Source organism: Aestuarium zhoushanense (assembly GCF_056431045.1).
In genome coordinates, this window is sequence record NZ_JBWKMA010000022.1 from 81,315 (window position 1) to 95,393 (window position 14,079).

Consider the following 14,079-nt stretch of genomic DNA (forward strand, 5'->3'; position numbering starts at 1 on the left):
GGTCTTGGCCGATAGCGTTCGGATCAAACAAATCCTCGGCAACCTTATTCGCAACGCGATCATTCACTCGCGCTGCTCTGCAATCACTGTGACCTATCGGTCGTCGATCGGTGACAATTTGAACGACCGCACAGGGGTTTGGTCAATCACCGATAACGGCATCGGGATCGCAGCCGAAGAAGTCGAACGCCTCTTCCAACCGTTCCAACGTGGCGGCGAAGATGCCCGCAACCGTGCCGATGGCTCGGGCCTTGGCCTCTACATCGTGCGGACAACCGCGCAGCTCTTGGGTGGCAGCGTGACTTACTTCCCCGCACCCGAAGGCGGCGCGGGCTATCACGTTCGGATCGCGGAACCACTCGCCTCAGCAGAGGATCTACGTCAGGTGGCCCACATGGACGACGACACGGTCGACTTTGGCTCGATGTATGTTCTCTTGGCCGAAGACAACGCTCTGGTCGCCGAAGTCACCAGCGCCCGCCTTCGCAAATTCATGGGCCGCGTCGAAGTGGTCGGCTCTGGCCGCGAGGCGCTCGACCTCATCGCCCAAGATCCGCCTGATGTGGTCGTCACAGACCTCTTTATGCCTGAAATGTCGGGCGATGAACTGACACGCACCCTGCGCGCCAATGGCTTTACCAAACCGATCATCGGCCTCACCGCTGCGGTCGTTGGCGATGACATGCGCCAGTTCGAAAAGGCAGGCGCGTCGACCGTCATGACCAAACCGCTCGACGATACAGCACTGATGCGGTTCCTCCGCAAACAAAGCGCAGAACAGGATGACGAGTCACCTGTGGCAGAGTAACCTGCAGGCATGACATCCCTTCGTACGATTTCGGGCATTGGCCCCGCGACTGAAACGGACATGATCCGCGCAGGCATACCTGATGCCGAAACCCTAAGGGCGCTCGGTGCACATGATGCCTATGCACGGATGATCGCCAAAGGCACCCGCCCCCACTTCATTGGCTACTATGCACTTCACATGGCCCTCCAAGGTCGCCCATGGAACGACTGCAAAGGTGCCGAAAAAGACGCCCTGCGGACCCGCTTTGACGCACTCCTCGCCTCTGATACCCCAGACGGCCCATCAAACGACCTCGCCCGCTTTTTGTCAGATATGGGCCTCGCCTGATCCTGCCTTTGTGCCGCAAATATCCCGGGGGTTTGGGGGCAGCGCCCCCATGAACGAACAAAGCCCGCACAACCGTGCGGGCCTTGCCGTAAATCAAATCTGAACAGTGACGATTAGCCGACCAGTTCGAGACCCGAGAAGAAGAACGCGATTTCTTCTGCAGCAGCTTCAGGCGAATCCGAACCGTGTACCGAGTTCTCACCGACCGATTTCGCGAACTCTGCGCGAACGGTGCCAGCAGCAGCGTCAGCTGGGTTGGTTGCGCCCATGACTTCGCGGTTTTTCAGGATAGCGCCTTCGCCCTCGAGAACCTGAACAACAACCGGTGCGGATGCCATGAATTCGCACAGTTCGCCGTAGAACGGACGCTCTGCGTGTACAGCGTAGAATTTGCCAGCCTGAGCAGGTGTCAGGTGGATGCGCTTGGATGCGACAACGCGCAGACCAGCGTCTTCGAATTTAGCAACGATTTTGCCGGTCAGGTTACGCTCGGTTGCGTCCGGTTTGATGATCGAAAGGGTGCGTTCTACAGCCATGATAGCCTCACTTGCGTCGGCCCCATCAGGGGCGGGTTAAGAATTGGCGCTGCCCTAACATGTGTTAGCGCACAAGAAAAGCCGTGATTGACCGCGCCCCTCAGGTCAGGCAATGACGCATCTATGCTACGTTTAGATGACATCAGTTATTCGATCGAAGGGCGGGTCCTCATTGACCACGCCACCGCCGTCATTCCCACAGGCCACAAGGTCGGCGTTGTGGGCCGCAATGGGACGGGGAAAACCACTCTTTTCAAACTGATACGGGGTGAATTGCACCTCGACACAGGCACCATCGAACTGCCCAAAGGCTGGAAGATCGGCGGCGTGAGCCAAGAGGTTCCTGGAAATGAGGTCTCTTTGATCGATACGGTGCTTGCCGCCGATATCGAACGATCAGCACTTTTGTTGGAATCAGAGACTGCAACTGATCCAGCCCGTATCGCCGACATTCAGACCCGCCTCACCGATATCGACGCATGGAGCGCGGACGCCCGCGCCTCGTCCATCCTCAAGGGTCTGGGCTTTACCGACGACGAACAGAAAATGCCCTGCTCTGCCTTCTCGGGCGGGTGGCGTATGCGCGTGGCACTGGCGGCGGTTCTTTTCTCGGAACCGGATCTGCTCTTGCTCGATGAACCGACCAACTACCTGGACCTCGAAGGTGCGCTGTGGCTCGAGAACTATCTGACCCGCTATCCGCATACGGTTCTGATCGTCAGCCACGACCGAGAGCTTTTGAACCGCTCGGTCACAGGCATTCTACACCTCGATAGCCAGAACCTGACCTATTACACAGGCACCTACGACAGCTTTGCCCGCCAACGCGCTGAACAGCGCGCTGTGTTGATGCAAGCCGCCAAGAAGCAAGACGCCAAGCGTGCCCACCTTCAATCCTTTGTGGACCGCTTTAAGGCGAAGGCAAGCAAGGCAAAGCAGGCGCAATCCCGCGTTAAAATGCTCGAAAAGATGGAGAGCATTCGCGTGCCAGAGGATGCCGCTCGCACGGTCTTTACCTTCCCAACGCCGGAACCGCTCTCACCCCCGATTATCCGTGTTGAGAACGGCGCTGTGGGCTATGACGGCACCGCGATTTTGACCCGTCTGAACCTGCGCATCGATCAAGACGACCGTATCGCGCTTTTGGGCCGCAACGGCGAAGGCAAATCGACCCTGTCGAAATTGCTCTCGGATCGTTTGCCCTTGATGGAGGGGGATAAACACTCGTCCTCCAAACTCCGCATTGGTTTCTTTGCCCAGCATCAAGTTGATGAGTTGCGCGTTGAAGAAACGCCGCTCCAGCATATCGCGCGGGCGATGCCTGACGTTCAGCAACCGAAACTGCGTGCCCGCCTTGCAGGTTTTGGCCTCATGGCAGCCCAAGCCGAAACCGAAGTTGGCCGTCTCTCTGGTGGACAGAAGGCGCGCCTTTCGCTCCTTCTAGCGACCCTCGACGCGCCGCATCTCTTGATCCTTGATGAGCCGACCAACCACCTCGACATCGAAAGCCGCGAGGCTCTGGTCGAAGCACTCACCGCCTATACAGGCGCGGTGATCCTCGTCAGCCACGACATGCACCTCCTAAGCCTCGTGGCGGACCGCCTCTGGCTGGTCAAAGACGGGCGAGTGACTCCTTATGAGGACGACCTCGACGCCTATCGCAAACTGCTTTTGTCCAGCGACAAGCCAAAGGCCGAAAAGCCCGTCGCCGAAAAACCCAAGGCAGAAAAAGCTGACCGCAACACTATCCTCGCCCTCAAGGCTGAAGTGCGTAAATGCGAAGAGCGCGTGAACAAGATCAACGAAATTCGGGATCGCGTTGCCTCAGAACTCGCGGATCGGTCGATTTACGAAGACGTAAACGCCGTGAAACTCGCTGGCCTCAACCGCAAGTACGCCGAAGCCAATGCTGCCATCGACCGCGCAGAGGCCATGTGGATGGACGCGCTAGAAGCCTTGGACAAGGCTGAAAATCCAGCCTGACATCCTGCCTTTGTGCCTAAAATATCTCGGGGGTGCAGGGGGCAGCGCCCCCTGCCCTTGAGGCTTTTCTCTTTGTCCATTTGATCAAACCCGTTAGAACAGCTCTATGACTGATTATATCGCCGCCTTCACCACGCTTTTCGTGATTATTGACCCCATCGGCTTGACGCCGCTTTTCGTGGCGCTCACCCACGGGGCATCGGCCCAATTGCGCCGCAAAATCGCGCTTAGGGCCTGCATTACGGCAGCGGTGATCCTGTTTTGCTTTGGTATCTTCGGTGAGGCGCTCTTGGGCTTTGTCGGGATCTCCATGCCTGCCTTCCGCATCGCGGGCGGGGTTCTTTTGTTCCTGACCGCGCTCGAGATGTTGTTCCAGAAACGTCAGACCCGCCGTCAGGGCCACACCGACGATGCGGCAGAGGATCATATCGATGACCCCTCCGTCTTTCCGATTGCCATCCCCCTGATCGCGGGCCCCGGTGCCATCGCGACAATGATCCTTTTGACGGATCAAGCAGAGGGCATCGGTGAATTTGCGGCAGTGATGGGCGTGATGCTTTCAGTCCTGCTGATCGTTTTCATCTTATTCCTTGTTTCCAACATGTTAGAGCAGATTCTGGGGCGCGTCGGAGTGAACGTCGTGACTCGCATCCTCGGGATGCTGTTGGCCGCATTGGCCATTCAGTTCATTCTTGATGGATTGCGCTCTTTCGGATTGGCCCCCTAAGACCTATCTATTGGTCTATGGACACAAACGACCAGCTTCGCCTCTTGTATCTCGGCATCCTCGTCACCGTCATTTTTGGCGGGGTGATGATCCGTTCGCGTCATAGGCTCGGCAAAATTGCTCAGCAGCTTGGGATTTGGACGTTGATTTTTGGCGGCGTGATCCTCGCCTTATCCAGCTACCAAGGCGCCGGCTTTATGCCGTTTCGCACGCAATCGACGCTGTCCGATGGACGGATCGAATTAGCAATCCAACCAGATGGTCACTACTACATGACCGCGCTGGTAAATGGTGTCCCGATTGAATTTGTCGTCGATACGGGTGCTACGCATGTGGTCCTGAACCAAGCGGACGCAAAACGCATTGGCATCGACCTCAATGACGTGACCTACATCGGCTCGGCCAACACAGCCAACGGCGTCGTTCGCACAGCACCAATTCGGATTGAGACACTAACCATCGGCGATGTCACTGACCGCAACATTCGTGCGGTCGTGAATGGCGGCCCGATGGAGGGCTCGCTGTTGGGAATGAGCTACCTCAACCGTTTCAGCAAAATCGAAATTAGCCGCGGCCGACTGATCCTCACCCGTTAGGTATCGTAATCAGGATGCTGATTGTTGGTCTTTTTCACGCTGTCGGCGTTGATATAATCCTCGTCGCAGGTGTGCTCCGTGAGGCTCGGCAATTGGCTGAGCAAGGGTGATTTAGACTCAGCGCCCCACGCGAACTTCAGTTTCACCTCATCGGAGTGATCAAAAACCGAAATCGCCATCCAAAACGACTGCCGATTATCGCGTTTGTAATTCAAAGTGGTCCCGCACTCTGAACAAAAGCCCCGCGAAACACCCTCAGAGCTTTTGAAAACCGATGGGACACGACGGGTCCAGGTCACAGCATTCACAGGAACACCGATCCAAGCCCCAAGCAGGCTCCCCGTCGCTTTCTGACACATCCGGCAATAGCACACGTGTGCGTTATTCATAACTGATGTCACGCGGAACCGGACTGCACCGCACTGACACCCACCAGCGTGAAGATTGGACATTTTTGCCTCCGCTAGCATTTGTCGTCTCTAGTCGGGCTGACTTTCGGCTTTCTTTGTCCAACGGCCATCTTCTTGGGCCCAATATTGGGCCGAGACGTTTTGCGAGGTTAGGCCTTTCCAAGCCTCTCGCGCCCGTTGAACCAGACCGTCATCGAATCCCGAGAATATAATCATGGTCCGTTCAACCTTAATAACATCTTCGGCGGAGATTGTCGCCCCGTCGACGCAAACGATACAATTCGGTTCATTTAGTGCTGGACGACCATCGCTTGTTAGCAAGATCGGTTGATGGGCGTCATGCGGACCACCCACCAAACCATGTGCTAAGAAGGCCGTATCGCCACAGTCCCAGAGGGCTGCATCCAATGCCACCATGCGATCCGCATTGGTGCCGCGCACTTCGACCCGCCAGCCCTGCTCTCTTGCCTTGCTCAACAACAGGGGCAAGGCTTGCTCGAGTGAGCTTTCGGTGAGGTGGTAGAAATAAGCGGCACCCACGGACTTAGGCCTCGTAGTTGTCAGCGATAAGACGGTTCAGCGCCATTACGCCCCAGCCAGTCGCACCCTTCGGGGCGAGAGCCGTGTCCGACTTGGTCTGCGCTGTGCCCGCAATATCGATGTGGCACCACGGCATGTCGTCTTGGATAAAGCGGCGCAGGAATTGTGCCGCAGTGATCGACCCAGCATCGCGACCACCGACGTTCTTCATATCCGCCTTAGCCGATTTCAACATCGCGTCATAGGCTGGACCCATCGGCATCCGCCACGCGCCCTCGCCCTCGTTCGCTGCGGCCTTCAGCAGTTTGTTCGACAGCTCGTCACTGTTCGAGAACACACCCGCATTTTCATGGCCCAGCGCGATGATGATCGCACCCGTTAGCGTGGCGAGGTTGATGACGCCCGTCGGTTTGAACCGTTCCTGCGCATACCAGAGCACATCGGCCAGAACCAAACGGCCCTCGGCGTCTGTGTTGATCACCTCAATCGTGTCACCCTTCATCGAGGTCACGATATCGCCCGGACGCACCGCATTGCCCGACGGCATGTTCTCAACCAGACCAACGAGGCCGACCACATTCGCCTTGGCCTTGCGCAGGGCGAGCGTTTTCATGACGCCAGCCACAACGCCCGCGCCACCCATGTCCATGGTCATATCTTCCATGCCAGCGGCCGGTTTGATGCTGATACCGCCCGTATCGAACACGACGCCCTTACCGACAAAGGCAAAGGGTGCCTCGTCACCGCCACCATTCCACTGCATCACGACGACCTTGGACGGGCTGTCCGATCCTTGCCCAACGCAGAGGAGAGACCCCATGCCCAGCTTTTCCAGATCAGCCTCTTCGAGAACTTCGACGGTCACACCCAAAGCGCTCAGATCGTTCAGCTTTTCGGCAAAGGTGGTGGTGGTCAGGATGTTTGCAGGCGCATTCACCAGATCGCGGGTAAACAATGTGCCTTCGGCAACAGCCGCAAGAGGTGCGTAGGCAGTAGAAGTTTCGTCAGCATCTTTGACCATGACGGTAACAGCGCCGTAGGTGGTTTTGTCACCCGTCTTGTGATCCTCAAACACATAGGCACGCATCGCGATGCCAAAGGCGAGTTCTTCGGGCTTGTTCACCGCTGCGGCCAGAACCGTCAGATCGCCCTTGCCCATCGCCTTGGCAATGCTTGCACCCGCCTTGCGATGTTCTTCTGCCGAAGCACGGCGCGGCAGTTTCACGACCAAGAGCGCCTCAGCCGCGAGGCCCACAGGCCATGTCACCTCAGCCAGATCACCAGTGCCCAGTTTAGCAAACCGATCAGAGGCCACCAAACGCTCCACCGCTTTGCGGCAAAGGGTGTTCACCTTACGCGCGCCGATGTCCATTTTACCGTCTTCGGTCACGAAAATCGCAATACGACCTTCTGTCGTCGCGAGCGCATCAGTGGTCAAAGGGGCAAAGGTAATCTGGATCGGGCTAGTCATTTGGTGAACTCCTGAAAGCTGTCTTTCGGCAATAGGTAGCTTGCCTTGTGGTGAATGACCAGAATACGGTTCAATCCCCCCAACAAATCGGTTAGCGTCTTGGCGATAATGAATAACTGGCATCCGGGGGGACGCATTGGCTCGATTCGACAGATACCTACTGTCGCAATTGCTGACTCTCTTCGGCTTTTTCTCGCTCGTATTGGTCTTTATCTACTGGATCAGAGCGGCGGTCGAATTGTTCGACGAACTGATCTCTGACGGACAAACAGCAAAAGTGGTTTTGGAACTCACCATGCTCACCCTTCCGGGCGTGGTGCAGATCGTTTTGCCATTGGCCGCAGTCGTGGCGAGCATCTACGTGATGAACCGCATGACCTCTGACAGTGAATTGGTGGTTATGCAGGGCACAGGATTTTCGCCCGTGCGCCTGATCCGTCCTGCGGTGATCTTTGGCGTGATCGTGACGGTTCTGACCATGGTCGCCTCGCATTTTCTGGTGCCAACCGCTGCGCTCATCACCAATCAACGCCAAGCGGAGATCAGCCAGAACCTCGCCGCGCGGATGCTGGTCGAAGGGCGGTTCCAGTCGCCCACCTCTGGTTTGACGATCTACATCCGCGACATCAGCCGTAGTGGAGAATTGCTGGACCTGTTCCTCTCGGATACCCGCGATGATTCAGAGACGATGACCTACACCGCTTCACGCGCGTACCTCGTGAAAACCGACAATGGCCCGCAGCTGGTGATGATCGACGGTATGGCGCAGGCGCTAAATACCCGCACCCAGCGCCTGAGCCTCACTCGGTTCGCAGATTTCACCTACGACCTCGGAGATCTGGTCGACTTCACACCTCGCTTAACAAGGTCGAGCGGTGAAGTGACCTCTCTCGAACTACTGATGGCAACGCCTGAGTTGCAGACTGAGACAGGCAAGACCGCTGGCGAATTGATCATGGAAGCCAACCGCCGCAATGCGCGTGCTCTCTTGGGCCTTGTTGGGGCTGCGATTGGCGCTGCGTCTTTGCTCGTCGGTGGGTTCAGTCGCTTTGGGGTTTGGAAACAGGTGATGCTGGCCATTGCCCTGATCATCGTTGTCAAATTCGCGGAATCGACCGCTGAGAACATGATGCGCACGATGCCCGAAGCATGGGTGGTGCCCTATCTGCCGATCTTTGTGGGCATAGTGATCACTATAGTTTTGCTGACCATCGCGACCTACCCCGCGCGGTTCCGTTTTCCCAAAGGAAGGATCGCAGCATGATCCTTCACCGATATTTCGCTCAGCGCTTTATTTTTGTCCTCGGGGGCGTGATCGGTGTGTTCGGCCTCTTGATGGCGTTCGTCGAATTGGTCGAACGTCTAAGAACCCTGCGCAATGTCGATGTATCCTTTGGGCAGGTGGTGCAATTGGCGCTCCTGAACCTGCCTGACTCGCTCTATCGGATTATCCCTCTTTTGGTGATCATCGCGACGATCTGGCTGTTTCTTGGTCTTGCGCGATCGTCTGAGCTAGTCGTGACCCGTGCTGCAGGCCGTTCGGCACTTAGGGCGCTTATCGCACCATGTCTCGTCGCCTTCACATTCGGCCTCGTGACCATAGGAATTTTCAATCCCATCGTCGCAAGCACCTCGCGCGAATTCGATGCACGACTGAGCACCCTCACTGGCGAAGGCAGCAGTTTTACCGTCTCCTCGGATGGCTTGTGGCTCCGCCAAGGGTCAACGAACGGGCAAACGGTGATCCGCGCAGACGCGACGAACCTCGACGGTACGGAACTGTCTGGGGTCACGTTCATCACCTTCACCCTTGACGGTGGTCCAGTGCGTCGGATCGAGGCTACGTCAGCCCGTCTGACACCGGGCCAATGGGACATCACAAATGCAAAAGTCTGGCCTCTGGCTGACGCCGAAAACCCCGAAGCCGTCGCGGAATACCACGAGACGTTCCAAATCCCGTCGTCCCTGACCGTTGATCAAATCCGCGATAGTTTCGGCAGTCCGACCTCTGTTCCGATCTGGGAACTGCCCGCCTTTATCGAAAAACTTCGGACAGCAGGATTTAGTGCACGTCGTCATGCGGTTTGGCTGCAGTCTGAACTGGCGATGCCTCTCTTCTTGGTCGCAATGGTTTTGATTGGCGCGGCCTTTACCATGCGCCCGCAACGCGGCGGTAAAACGGGGCAAATGGTTCTTTGGGCTATTCTGATCAGTTTCGGGCTTTATTTCGTTCGGAATTTTGCGTCTATTTTGGGCGAAAACGGGCAAATCCCGATTGCCCTGGCTGCTTGGGCTCCACCCTTTGTCGCCGTGGGTTTTGCCTTTGGTCTACTACTGCATCTGGAGGACGGGTAATGCGTCGCCTCGCCCCGCTTATCCTTGCCGCCCTTCCCTATGCAGAAGCAGTTGCCGCCCAAGACGCGGCAACCCTTATGGCGGACAGCGTATCGATCACCGCCGACAATCGACTGATTGCATCGGGCAATGTTGAGGCATTCTTTGACGGCACAACGCTCTCTGCGGCCCGTATCACTTATGATGAGGCAACGGATCGTCTGATCATTGACGGCCCGATTTTCATCAAGGCCGCCGATGGCACAATCCTCACAGCCGAAAGCGCGGACCTAGACCCCAAGCTGCAAAACGGTCTTTTGCTGAGCGCCCGTATGGTCCTGAACGAACAGCTTCAACTGGCTGCGAACCGTATCGATCGGGTTGACGGTCGCCTCACCCAATTGACCAAGGTTGCCGCGACATCGTGTAATGTCTGTGACGGGCGCCCACCATTGTGGGACATTCGCGCGTCTCGCATCGTCCATGATCAAGATGCCAAGGAACTATACCTCGACAACGCTGTATTACGTGTTCGAGGCGTGCCTGTGTTTTGGCTGCCTACGATGCGGCTCCCTGATCCTACGCTTGATCGTGCGACAGGGTTTCTGGCACCGAGTTACCAGTCGAACAACCTGTTAGGCCTTGGTGTCCGCACGCCTTATTTTATCAAGATCGGTGATCACCGCGACCTAACCCTGACCCCTTTCTTGAGCGCGGAAACCCGCACCCTCGAAGCGCGCTATCGTCAGGCCTATTTAAACGGTAACATCGAAATCAACGCCGCCGTGAGCCGCGATACCGTCGATGATGGAGCGACACGGGGTTACGTCGAATACGCGGGCAATTTCGCACTGCCGCGCGATTACACGCTGAGCTTCAATGGCATCGTCACAAGCCACGACGAATACCTCGCTCAATATGGTTATTCCTCTGCGGATTATCTGAAAAACGCACTAACGGTCGCGCGGATCGAACCGCAGTCCTTTGTGATGGGCGAAGTTGCTATCTATCACACAGTCAAAGACGGTGAGACAGACGCCGATATTATTCCCGTTGTCATCAGCGTAAGCACTGAAAAGCAGCTCAACTACGTCTCGGGTGTCTTGACCACAGGCATCGATGCGGACCTTCAACTGCGATACGGTCACGACAACACAGGCGCAGATCGCGATGTATTTCGGATCGGCGCTTATGCAGATTGGAACCGAAACTGGGTTCGTCCTTCTGGCCTCGTGTTCGAAAGTGATCTGGGGATTGCGGCAGATGCCTACGGGTTCAACAACGATCCAGCGAATGATACGGCGTTCCGATTGGTCCCCTCGGCTTCTGTAACCCTGCGTTACCCAATGGCACGCACCGAGCGCGATGGTTCTGTGAACTTGCTAGAACCGTTATTGATGCTGGGTTGGTCCGATATCATTGGCGATACCGTCCCGAACGAAGACAGCGGCACCGCCGATTTCGACGAAGCGAACCTGTTTAGCCTGTCGCGCTTCCCTGGTGACGACCGCGTGCAAACAGGCGCGCAAGCTGCCTATGGCATATCATGGCTTCACATTGCGCCGCAGGGCTGGAACGCACGGCTTTTGATGGGACAGGTCGTGCGCGACGAACCCGCCGATTTCTCGGCATCGTCGGGGCTTTCAGGCTTGGGGTCCGACTTCCTTCTCGGGGGGCAATTGTCCCTCGCAAATGGGCTTCACGTTCATGGCCGCACGCTGATCGACGCAGACTGGGGTGCTGGCAAATCCGAGTTGGGCGTCGGATGGGCAAATAATCGGATCGACCTCACGGCTGAATACCTGTGGCTCCCCGCCGACCTTGGCGAAAGCCGCACAGAGGTGACGTCTGAGTGGGCCTTGGATGCGGGCTACATCGTTAATGACAACTGGAATATCGGGTTCAACGGGCGCTACGACATCGACGCAGATAGCCCTGTTGACGCGGAAATTCTCTTGGGATGGCAGAACGAATGCGTGAAAGTCGAGTTTTCGGCCTCGCGCAGCTATACTGTTTCCTCTACTCTTGAACCAACAACAGACTACGGATTGACCGTGGGGATCGCAGGCTTTGGCACCTCGACATCGGGTGTCGCTCCCCGTCGGGTCTGCACGAACTGAATGAGGCACCTATGCGTTTGCTGAAAAACCTGATCTGCGCCGCCGCTCTTTTGGCGCCAATCTCTGCATCAGCTCAAGGGTTGTTTTCTCCTGCGATCAGCGTCAATGACAGCGCGATCACACGCTATGAAATTGACCAGCGCGTGAAACTCCTCGTTCTTTTCCGCACGGCAGGTAACCTCGAAGATCTAGCCCGCGAACAGTTGATCGATGAACGTCTGCGCATGTCATATATGCAGCGCGAAGGTCTGAACCTTTCGGACGACGGCTTGAAAAACGCTATGACCGAATTCGCAACCCGCGGCGGTCGTACTTACGAGGAATTCCTCGACAACATCACTGCAGCAGGCGTCGCAGAACAAACCGTGCGCGATTTTGTTGCTGTGAACACCCTGTGGCGCGAACTGATCCGATCAAAGTTTAACCGTCAGGTTACGGTCACCGAGGCAGAGATTGACGCGGCTCTGGCGAGCACCAGCACCAACCCTGCTTCGCTGCAGGTTCTGATCTCTGAAATCATTATCCCCGCTCCGCCTGAAAAGGCGGAAGAAGTCGCAAAACTCGCCGAAGACATCAGCCAGATGACTTCGGTCACGGAATTTTCCGCAGCGGCCCGCGCATATTCGGCGACCCAGTCCCGCGACGACGGCGGTCGCCTTCCGTGGCAGAGCTTGACCGAACTGCCCGCGGGTTTGCACGGGCTTTTGACCAACCTCGAACCGGGTCAAGTCACCCCTCCGCTGCAACTCGAAAACGCTGTGGCGCTGTTGCAGTTGCGCGACCTGCGTGAGGTGCCGAACGCAACGGTCGCTACATCGCAGTTTGACTATGCGGTCTTCACCATCCCCGGTGGCCTGACCGAGACCGCCAAGGCCGAAGCGGCCCGTATCGACGCAGAGACAGACAGCTGCGATGACCTCTATGGCATTGCCCGCGGCCTCCCCGAGGAACGTCTGACCCGCACGACCGCTACACCGTCCGAGATCGATACAGATATCGCCTTGGAACTTTCAAAGCTCGACGCTGGCGAAAGCTCCGCCATCCTGACACGCAACGACGGCCAGACCCTACTTTATGTGATGATGTGCAATCGCATTCCCCAAGTGGCCGAAACCGTTGATCGTGAACAAGTCGCAAGCCGCCTGCGCAGTGAAAAACTCGCTGGCTACGCGGATGCTCTATTGGCACAGTTGCGCGATACAGCCGTGATCAGCAACCAATGACCATCGCGATCAGCTGTGGCGAACCCGCAGGCGTCGGCCCCGAGGTCGCCGCCAAGGCTTGGGCCGAGCTTCGCAATGACATGCCGATGCTCTGGGTTGGTGACCCGAACCACCTCCCCGCTGGCACCCCGCATCAGGTAATCTCTGACGCGAGCGCAGCCGCATCTATCAGCCAAACCGCCCTGCCCGTTCTGGCTCGCGATTTCGGGCCGACGCTTACCCCAGGCATTGCCAATCCCACCCATGCCGCTGGTGTGATTTCTGCCATTGAAACGGCCGTTGATCTGGTCACCTCTGGCCAATGCTCTGCCATGACCACCGCGCCTATCCACAAAAAGGCGCTCGCGGACGGTGCTGGCTTTGCCTACCCTGGCCATACCGAATTCCTCGCCGCTCTGGGCAAGGTCGATCAGGTTGTCATGATGCTCGCCTGTGAGCAGCTTCGCGTGGTGCCGACAACGATCCATATCGCACTCGCCGATGTGCCCAAAGCCTTCACCGCTCGCCTTCTGACCGATACGGTCCTCATCACCCACGCGGCCCTGCGGCGCGACTTCGGCATTGATCGCCCGCGCCTCGTCGTCGCTGGCCTCAACCCCCATGCGGGCGAAGGCGGCAAGATGGGAACCGAAGAGCTTGAGTGGATGAACGACACCATCGCGGCGCTCCGTGCCGAAGGCATCGATCTGCGCGGCCCGATGCCCCCTGACACCATGTTCCACGCCCGCGCCCGCGCCACCTATGACGCGGCGATCTGCGCCTATCATGATCAGGCCCTCATCCCGATCAAGACGATCGATTTCGACAATGGCGTGAACGTGACCTTGGGCCTGCCTTTCATTCGTACTTCGCCCGATCACGGCACCGCTTTTGACATCGCGGGCAAAGGGATCGCCAACCCGTCGTCGATGATCGCGGCCCTACGGATGGCAGACAAAATGGCGAAATCACGCCGCTGATCTGCCTTTGTGCCTGAAAATATCCTGGGGGGCCGCAGCGCG

At 57.3% G+C, this 14,079-nt stretch carries 14 protein-coding genes; 10 read left to right on the top strand and 4 right to left on the bottom strand.

Features of this window, described 5'->3' with window-relative positions:
* Together AC07ED_RS07875 and AC07ED_RS07880 are read left to right on the top strand one after the other, a co-directional pair.
* The coding region (locus tag AC07ED_RS07875) for an ATP-binding protein (protein WP_478242059.1) at positions 1–808 on the top strand (808 nt) is incomplete at its 5' end.
* Positions 809–817: 9 nt separating this feature from the next.
* Positions 818–1,138, top strand: a complete 321-nt coding sequence (locus tag AC07ED_RS07880; RefSeq protein WP_105235301.1) for a TfoX/Sxy family protein — start codon at positions 818–820, stop codon at positions 1,136–1,138.
* A 113-nt stretch (positions 1,139–1,251) separates the two neighbouring features.
* On the opposite strand, the gene ndk is transcribed toward AC07ED_RS07880, so the two are convergent.
* Entirely contained in the window at positions 1,252–1,674 is a 423-nt protein-coding gene (ndk, locus tag AC07ED_RS07885; protein WP_067548927.1) for a nucleoside-diphosphate kinase, read from the bottom strand.
* 123 nt (positions 1,675–1,797) lie between these two features.
* On the opposite strand from ndk, the gene AC07ED_RS07890 reads away from it, so the two are divergent.
* The 3 genes from AC07ED_RS07890 (at position 1,798) to AC07ED_RS07900 (ending at position 4,980) form a co-directional block, all read left to right on the top strand.
* On the top strand, positions 1,798–3,657 hold the full coding sequence (locus tag AC07ED_RS07890) for an ABC-F family ATP-binding cassette domain-containing protein (protein ID WP_105235302.1): 1,860 nt from the start codon (positions 1,798–1,800) through the stop codon (positions 3,655–3,657).
* Positions 3,658–3,763: 106 nt separating this feature from the next.
* On the top strand, positions 3,764–4,384 hold the full coding sequence (locus AC07ED_RS07895) for a MarC family protein (protein ID WP_105235303.1): 621 nt from the start codon (positions 3,764–3,766) through the stop codon (positions 4,382–4,384).
* A gap of 17 nt (positions 4,385–4,401) precedes the next feature.
* Positions 4,402–4,980: a retropepsin-like aspartic protease family protein gene (locus AC07ED_RS07900; protein WP_105235304.1), complete on the top strand. Its 579-nt coding sequence runs from the start codon at positions 4,402–4,404 to the stop codon at positions 4,978–4,980.
* Here AC07ED_RS07900 and AC07ED_RS07905 read toward each other — a convergent pair.
* From AC07ED_RS07905 to AC07ED_RS07915, 3 genes are read right to left on the bottom strand one after another with little or no spacing between them, the layout of a single operon-like run.
* A complete protein-coding gene (locus AC07ED_RS07905) occupies positions 4,977–5,450 on the bottom strand; it encodes a GFA family protein (RefSeq protein WP_105235305.1) in 474 nt (157 codons plus the stop codon). The two genes, AC07ED_RS07900 and AC07ED_RS07905, sit on opposite strands and share 4 nt — an antisense overlap.
* Before the next feature lie 9 nt (positions 5,451–5,459).
* On the bottom strand, positions 5,460–5,930 hold the full coding sequence (locus AC07ED_RS07910) for a DNA polymerase III subunit chi (RefSeq protein WP_105235306.1): 471 nt from the start codon (positions 5,928–5,930) through the stop codon (positions 5,460–5,462).
* 4 nt (positions 5,931–5,934) lie between these two features.
* On the bottom strand, positions 5,935–7,401 hold the full coding sequence (locus tag AC07ED_RS07915) for a leucyl aminopeptidase (protein WP_105235307.1): 1,467 nt from the start codon (positions 7,399–7,401) through the stop codon (positions 5,935–5,937).
* 136 nt (positions 7,402–7,537) lie between these two features.
* Between AC07ED_RS07915 and lptF the strand changes: the two genes are divergently transcribed.
* Genes lptF through pdxA form a run of 5 tightly spaced genes read left to right on the top strand, consistent with a single transcriptional unit; the run spans position 7,538 to position 14,037 of the window.
* A complete protein-coding gene (lptF, locus tag AC07ED_RS07920) occupies positions 7,538–8,665 on the top strand; it encodes an LPS export ABC transporter permease LptF (protein ID WP_105235308.1) in 1,128 nt (375 codons plus the stop codon).
* The gene (gene lptG / locus AC07ED_RS07925) at positions 8,662–9,756 is read left to right on the top strand and encodes an LPS export ABC transporter permease LptG (protein ID WP_105235309.1); all 1,095 of its coding nucleotides are present in this window, start codon (positions 8,662–8,664) and stop codon (positions 9,754–9,756) included. The genes lptF and lptG overlap by 4 nt, the downstream gene beginning before the upstream one ends.
* A complete protein-coding gene (locus tag AC07ED_RS07930) occupies positions 9,756–11,855 on the top strand; it encodes an LPS-assembly protein LptD (RefSeq protein WP_105235310.1) in 2,100 nt (699 codons plus the stop codon). The genes lptG and AC07ED_RS07930 overlap by 1 nt, the downstream gene beginning before the upstream one ends.
* 11 nt (positions 11,856–11,866) lie before the next feature.
* Positions 11,867–13,078, top strand: a complete 1,212-nt coding sequence (locus tag AC07ED_RS07935) for a peptidylprolyl isomerase (RefSeq protein ID WP_105235311.1) — start codon at positions 11,867–11,869, stop codon at positions 13,076–13,078.
* Positions 13,075–14,037, top strand: coding sequence for a 4-hydroxythreonine-4-phosphate dehydrogenase PdxA (pdxA, locus tag AC07ED_RS07940; protein WP_105235312.1), 963 nt, complete (start codon positions 13,075–13,077; stop codon positions 14,035–14,037). Before AC07ED_RS07935 ends, pdxA begins: the two co-directional genes overlap by 4 nt.
* Positions 14,038–14,079 lie beyond the last annotated feature (42 nt).

Excerpts from the sequence above, each read along its gene's own strand:
- AC07ED_RS07880 (WP_105235301.1), top strand. The coding sequence starts at position 818 with ATGACATCCCTTCGTACGATTTCGGGCATTGGCCCCGCGACTGAAACG.
- ndk (WP_067548927.1), bottom strand. The coding sequence starts at position 1,674 with ATGGCTGTAGAACGCACCCTTTCGATCATCAAACCGGACGCAACCGAG.
- AC07ED_RS07890 (WP_105235302.1), top strand. The coding sequence starts at position 1,798 with ATGCTACGTTTAGATGACATCAGTTATTCGATCGAAGGGCGGGTCCTC.
- AC07ED_RS07895 (WP_105235303.1), top strand. The coding sequence starts at position 3,764 with ATGACTGATTATATCGCCGCCTTCACCACGCTTTTCGTGATTATTGAC.
- AC07ED_RS07900 (WP_105235304.1), top strand. The coding sequence starts at position 4,402 with ATGGACACAAACGACCAGCTTCGCCTCTTGTATCTCGGCATCCTCGTC.
- AC07ED_RS07905 (WP_105235305.1), bottom strand. The coding sequence starts at position 5,450 with ATGCTAGCGGAGGCAAAAATGTCCAATCTTCACGCTGGTGGGTGTCAG.
- AC07ED_RS07915 (WP_105235307.1), bottom strand. The coding sequence starts at position 7,401 with ATGACTAGCCCGATCCAGATTACCTTTGCCCCTTTGACCACTGATGCG.
- lptG (WP_105235309.1), top strand. The coding sequence starts at position 8,662 with ATGATCCTTCACCGATATTTCGCTCAGCGCTTTATTTTTGTCCTCGGG.
- AC07ED_RS07930 (WP_105235310.1), top strand. The coding sequence starts at position 9,756 with ATGCGTCGCCTCGCCCCGCTTATCCTTGCCGCCCTTCCCTATGCAGAA.
- AC07ED_RS07935 (WP_105235311.1), top strand. The coding sequence starts at position 11,867 with ATGCGTTTGCTGAAAAACCTGATCTGCGCCGCCGCTCTTTTGGCGCCA.
- pdxA (WP_105235312.1), top strand. The coding sequence starts at position 13,075 with ATGACCATCGCGATCAGCTGTGGCGAACCCGCAGGCGTCGGCCCCGAG.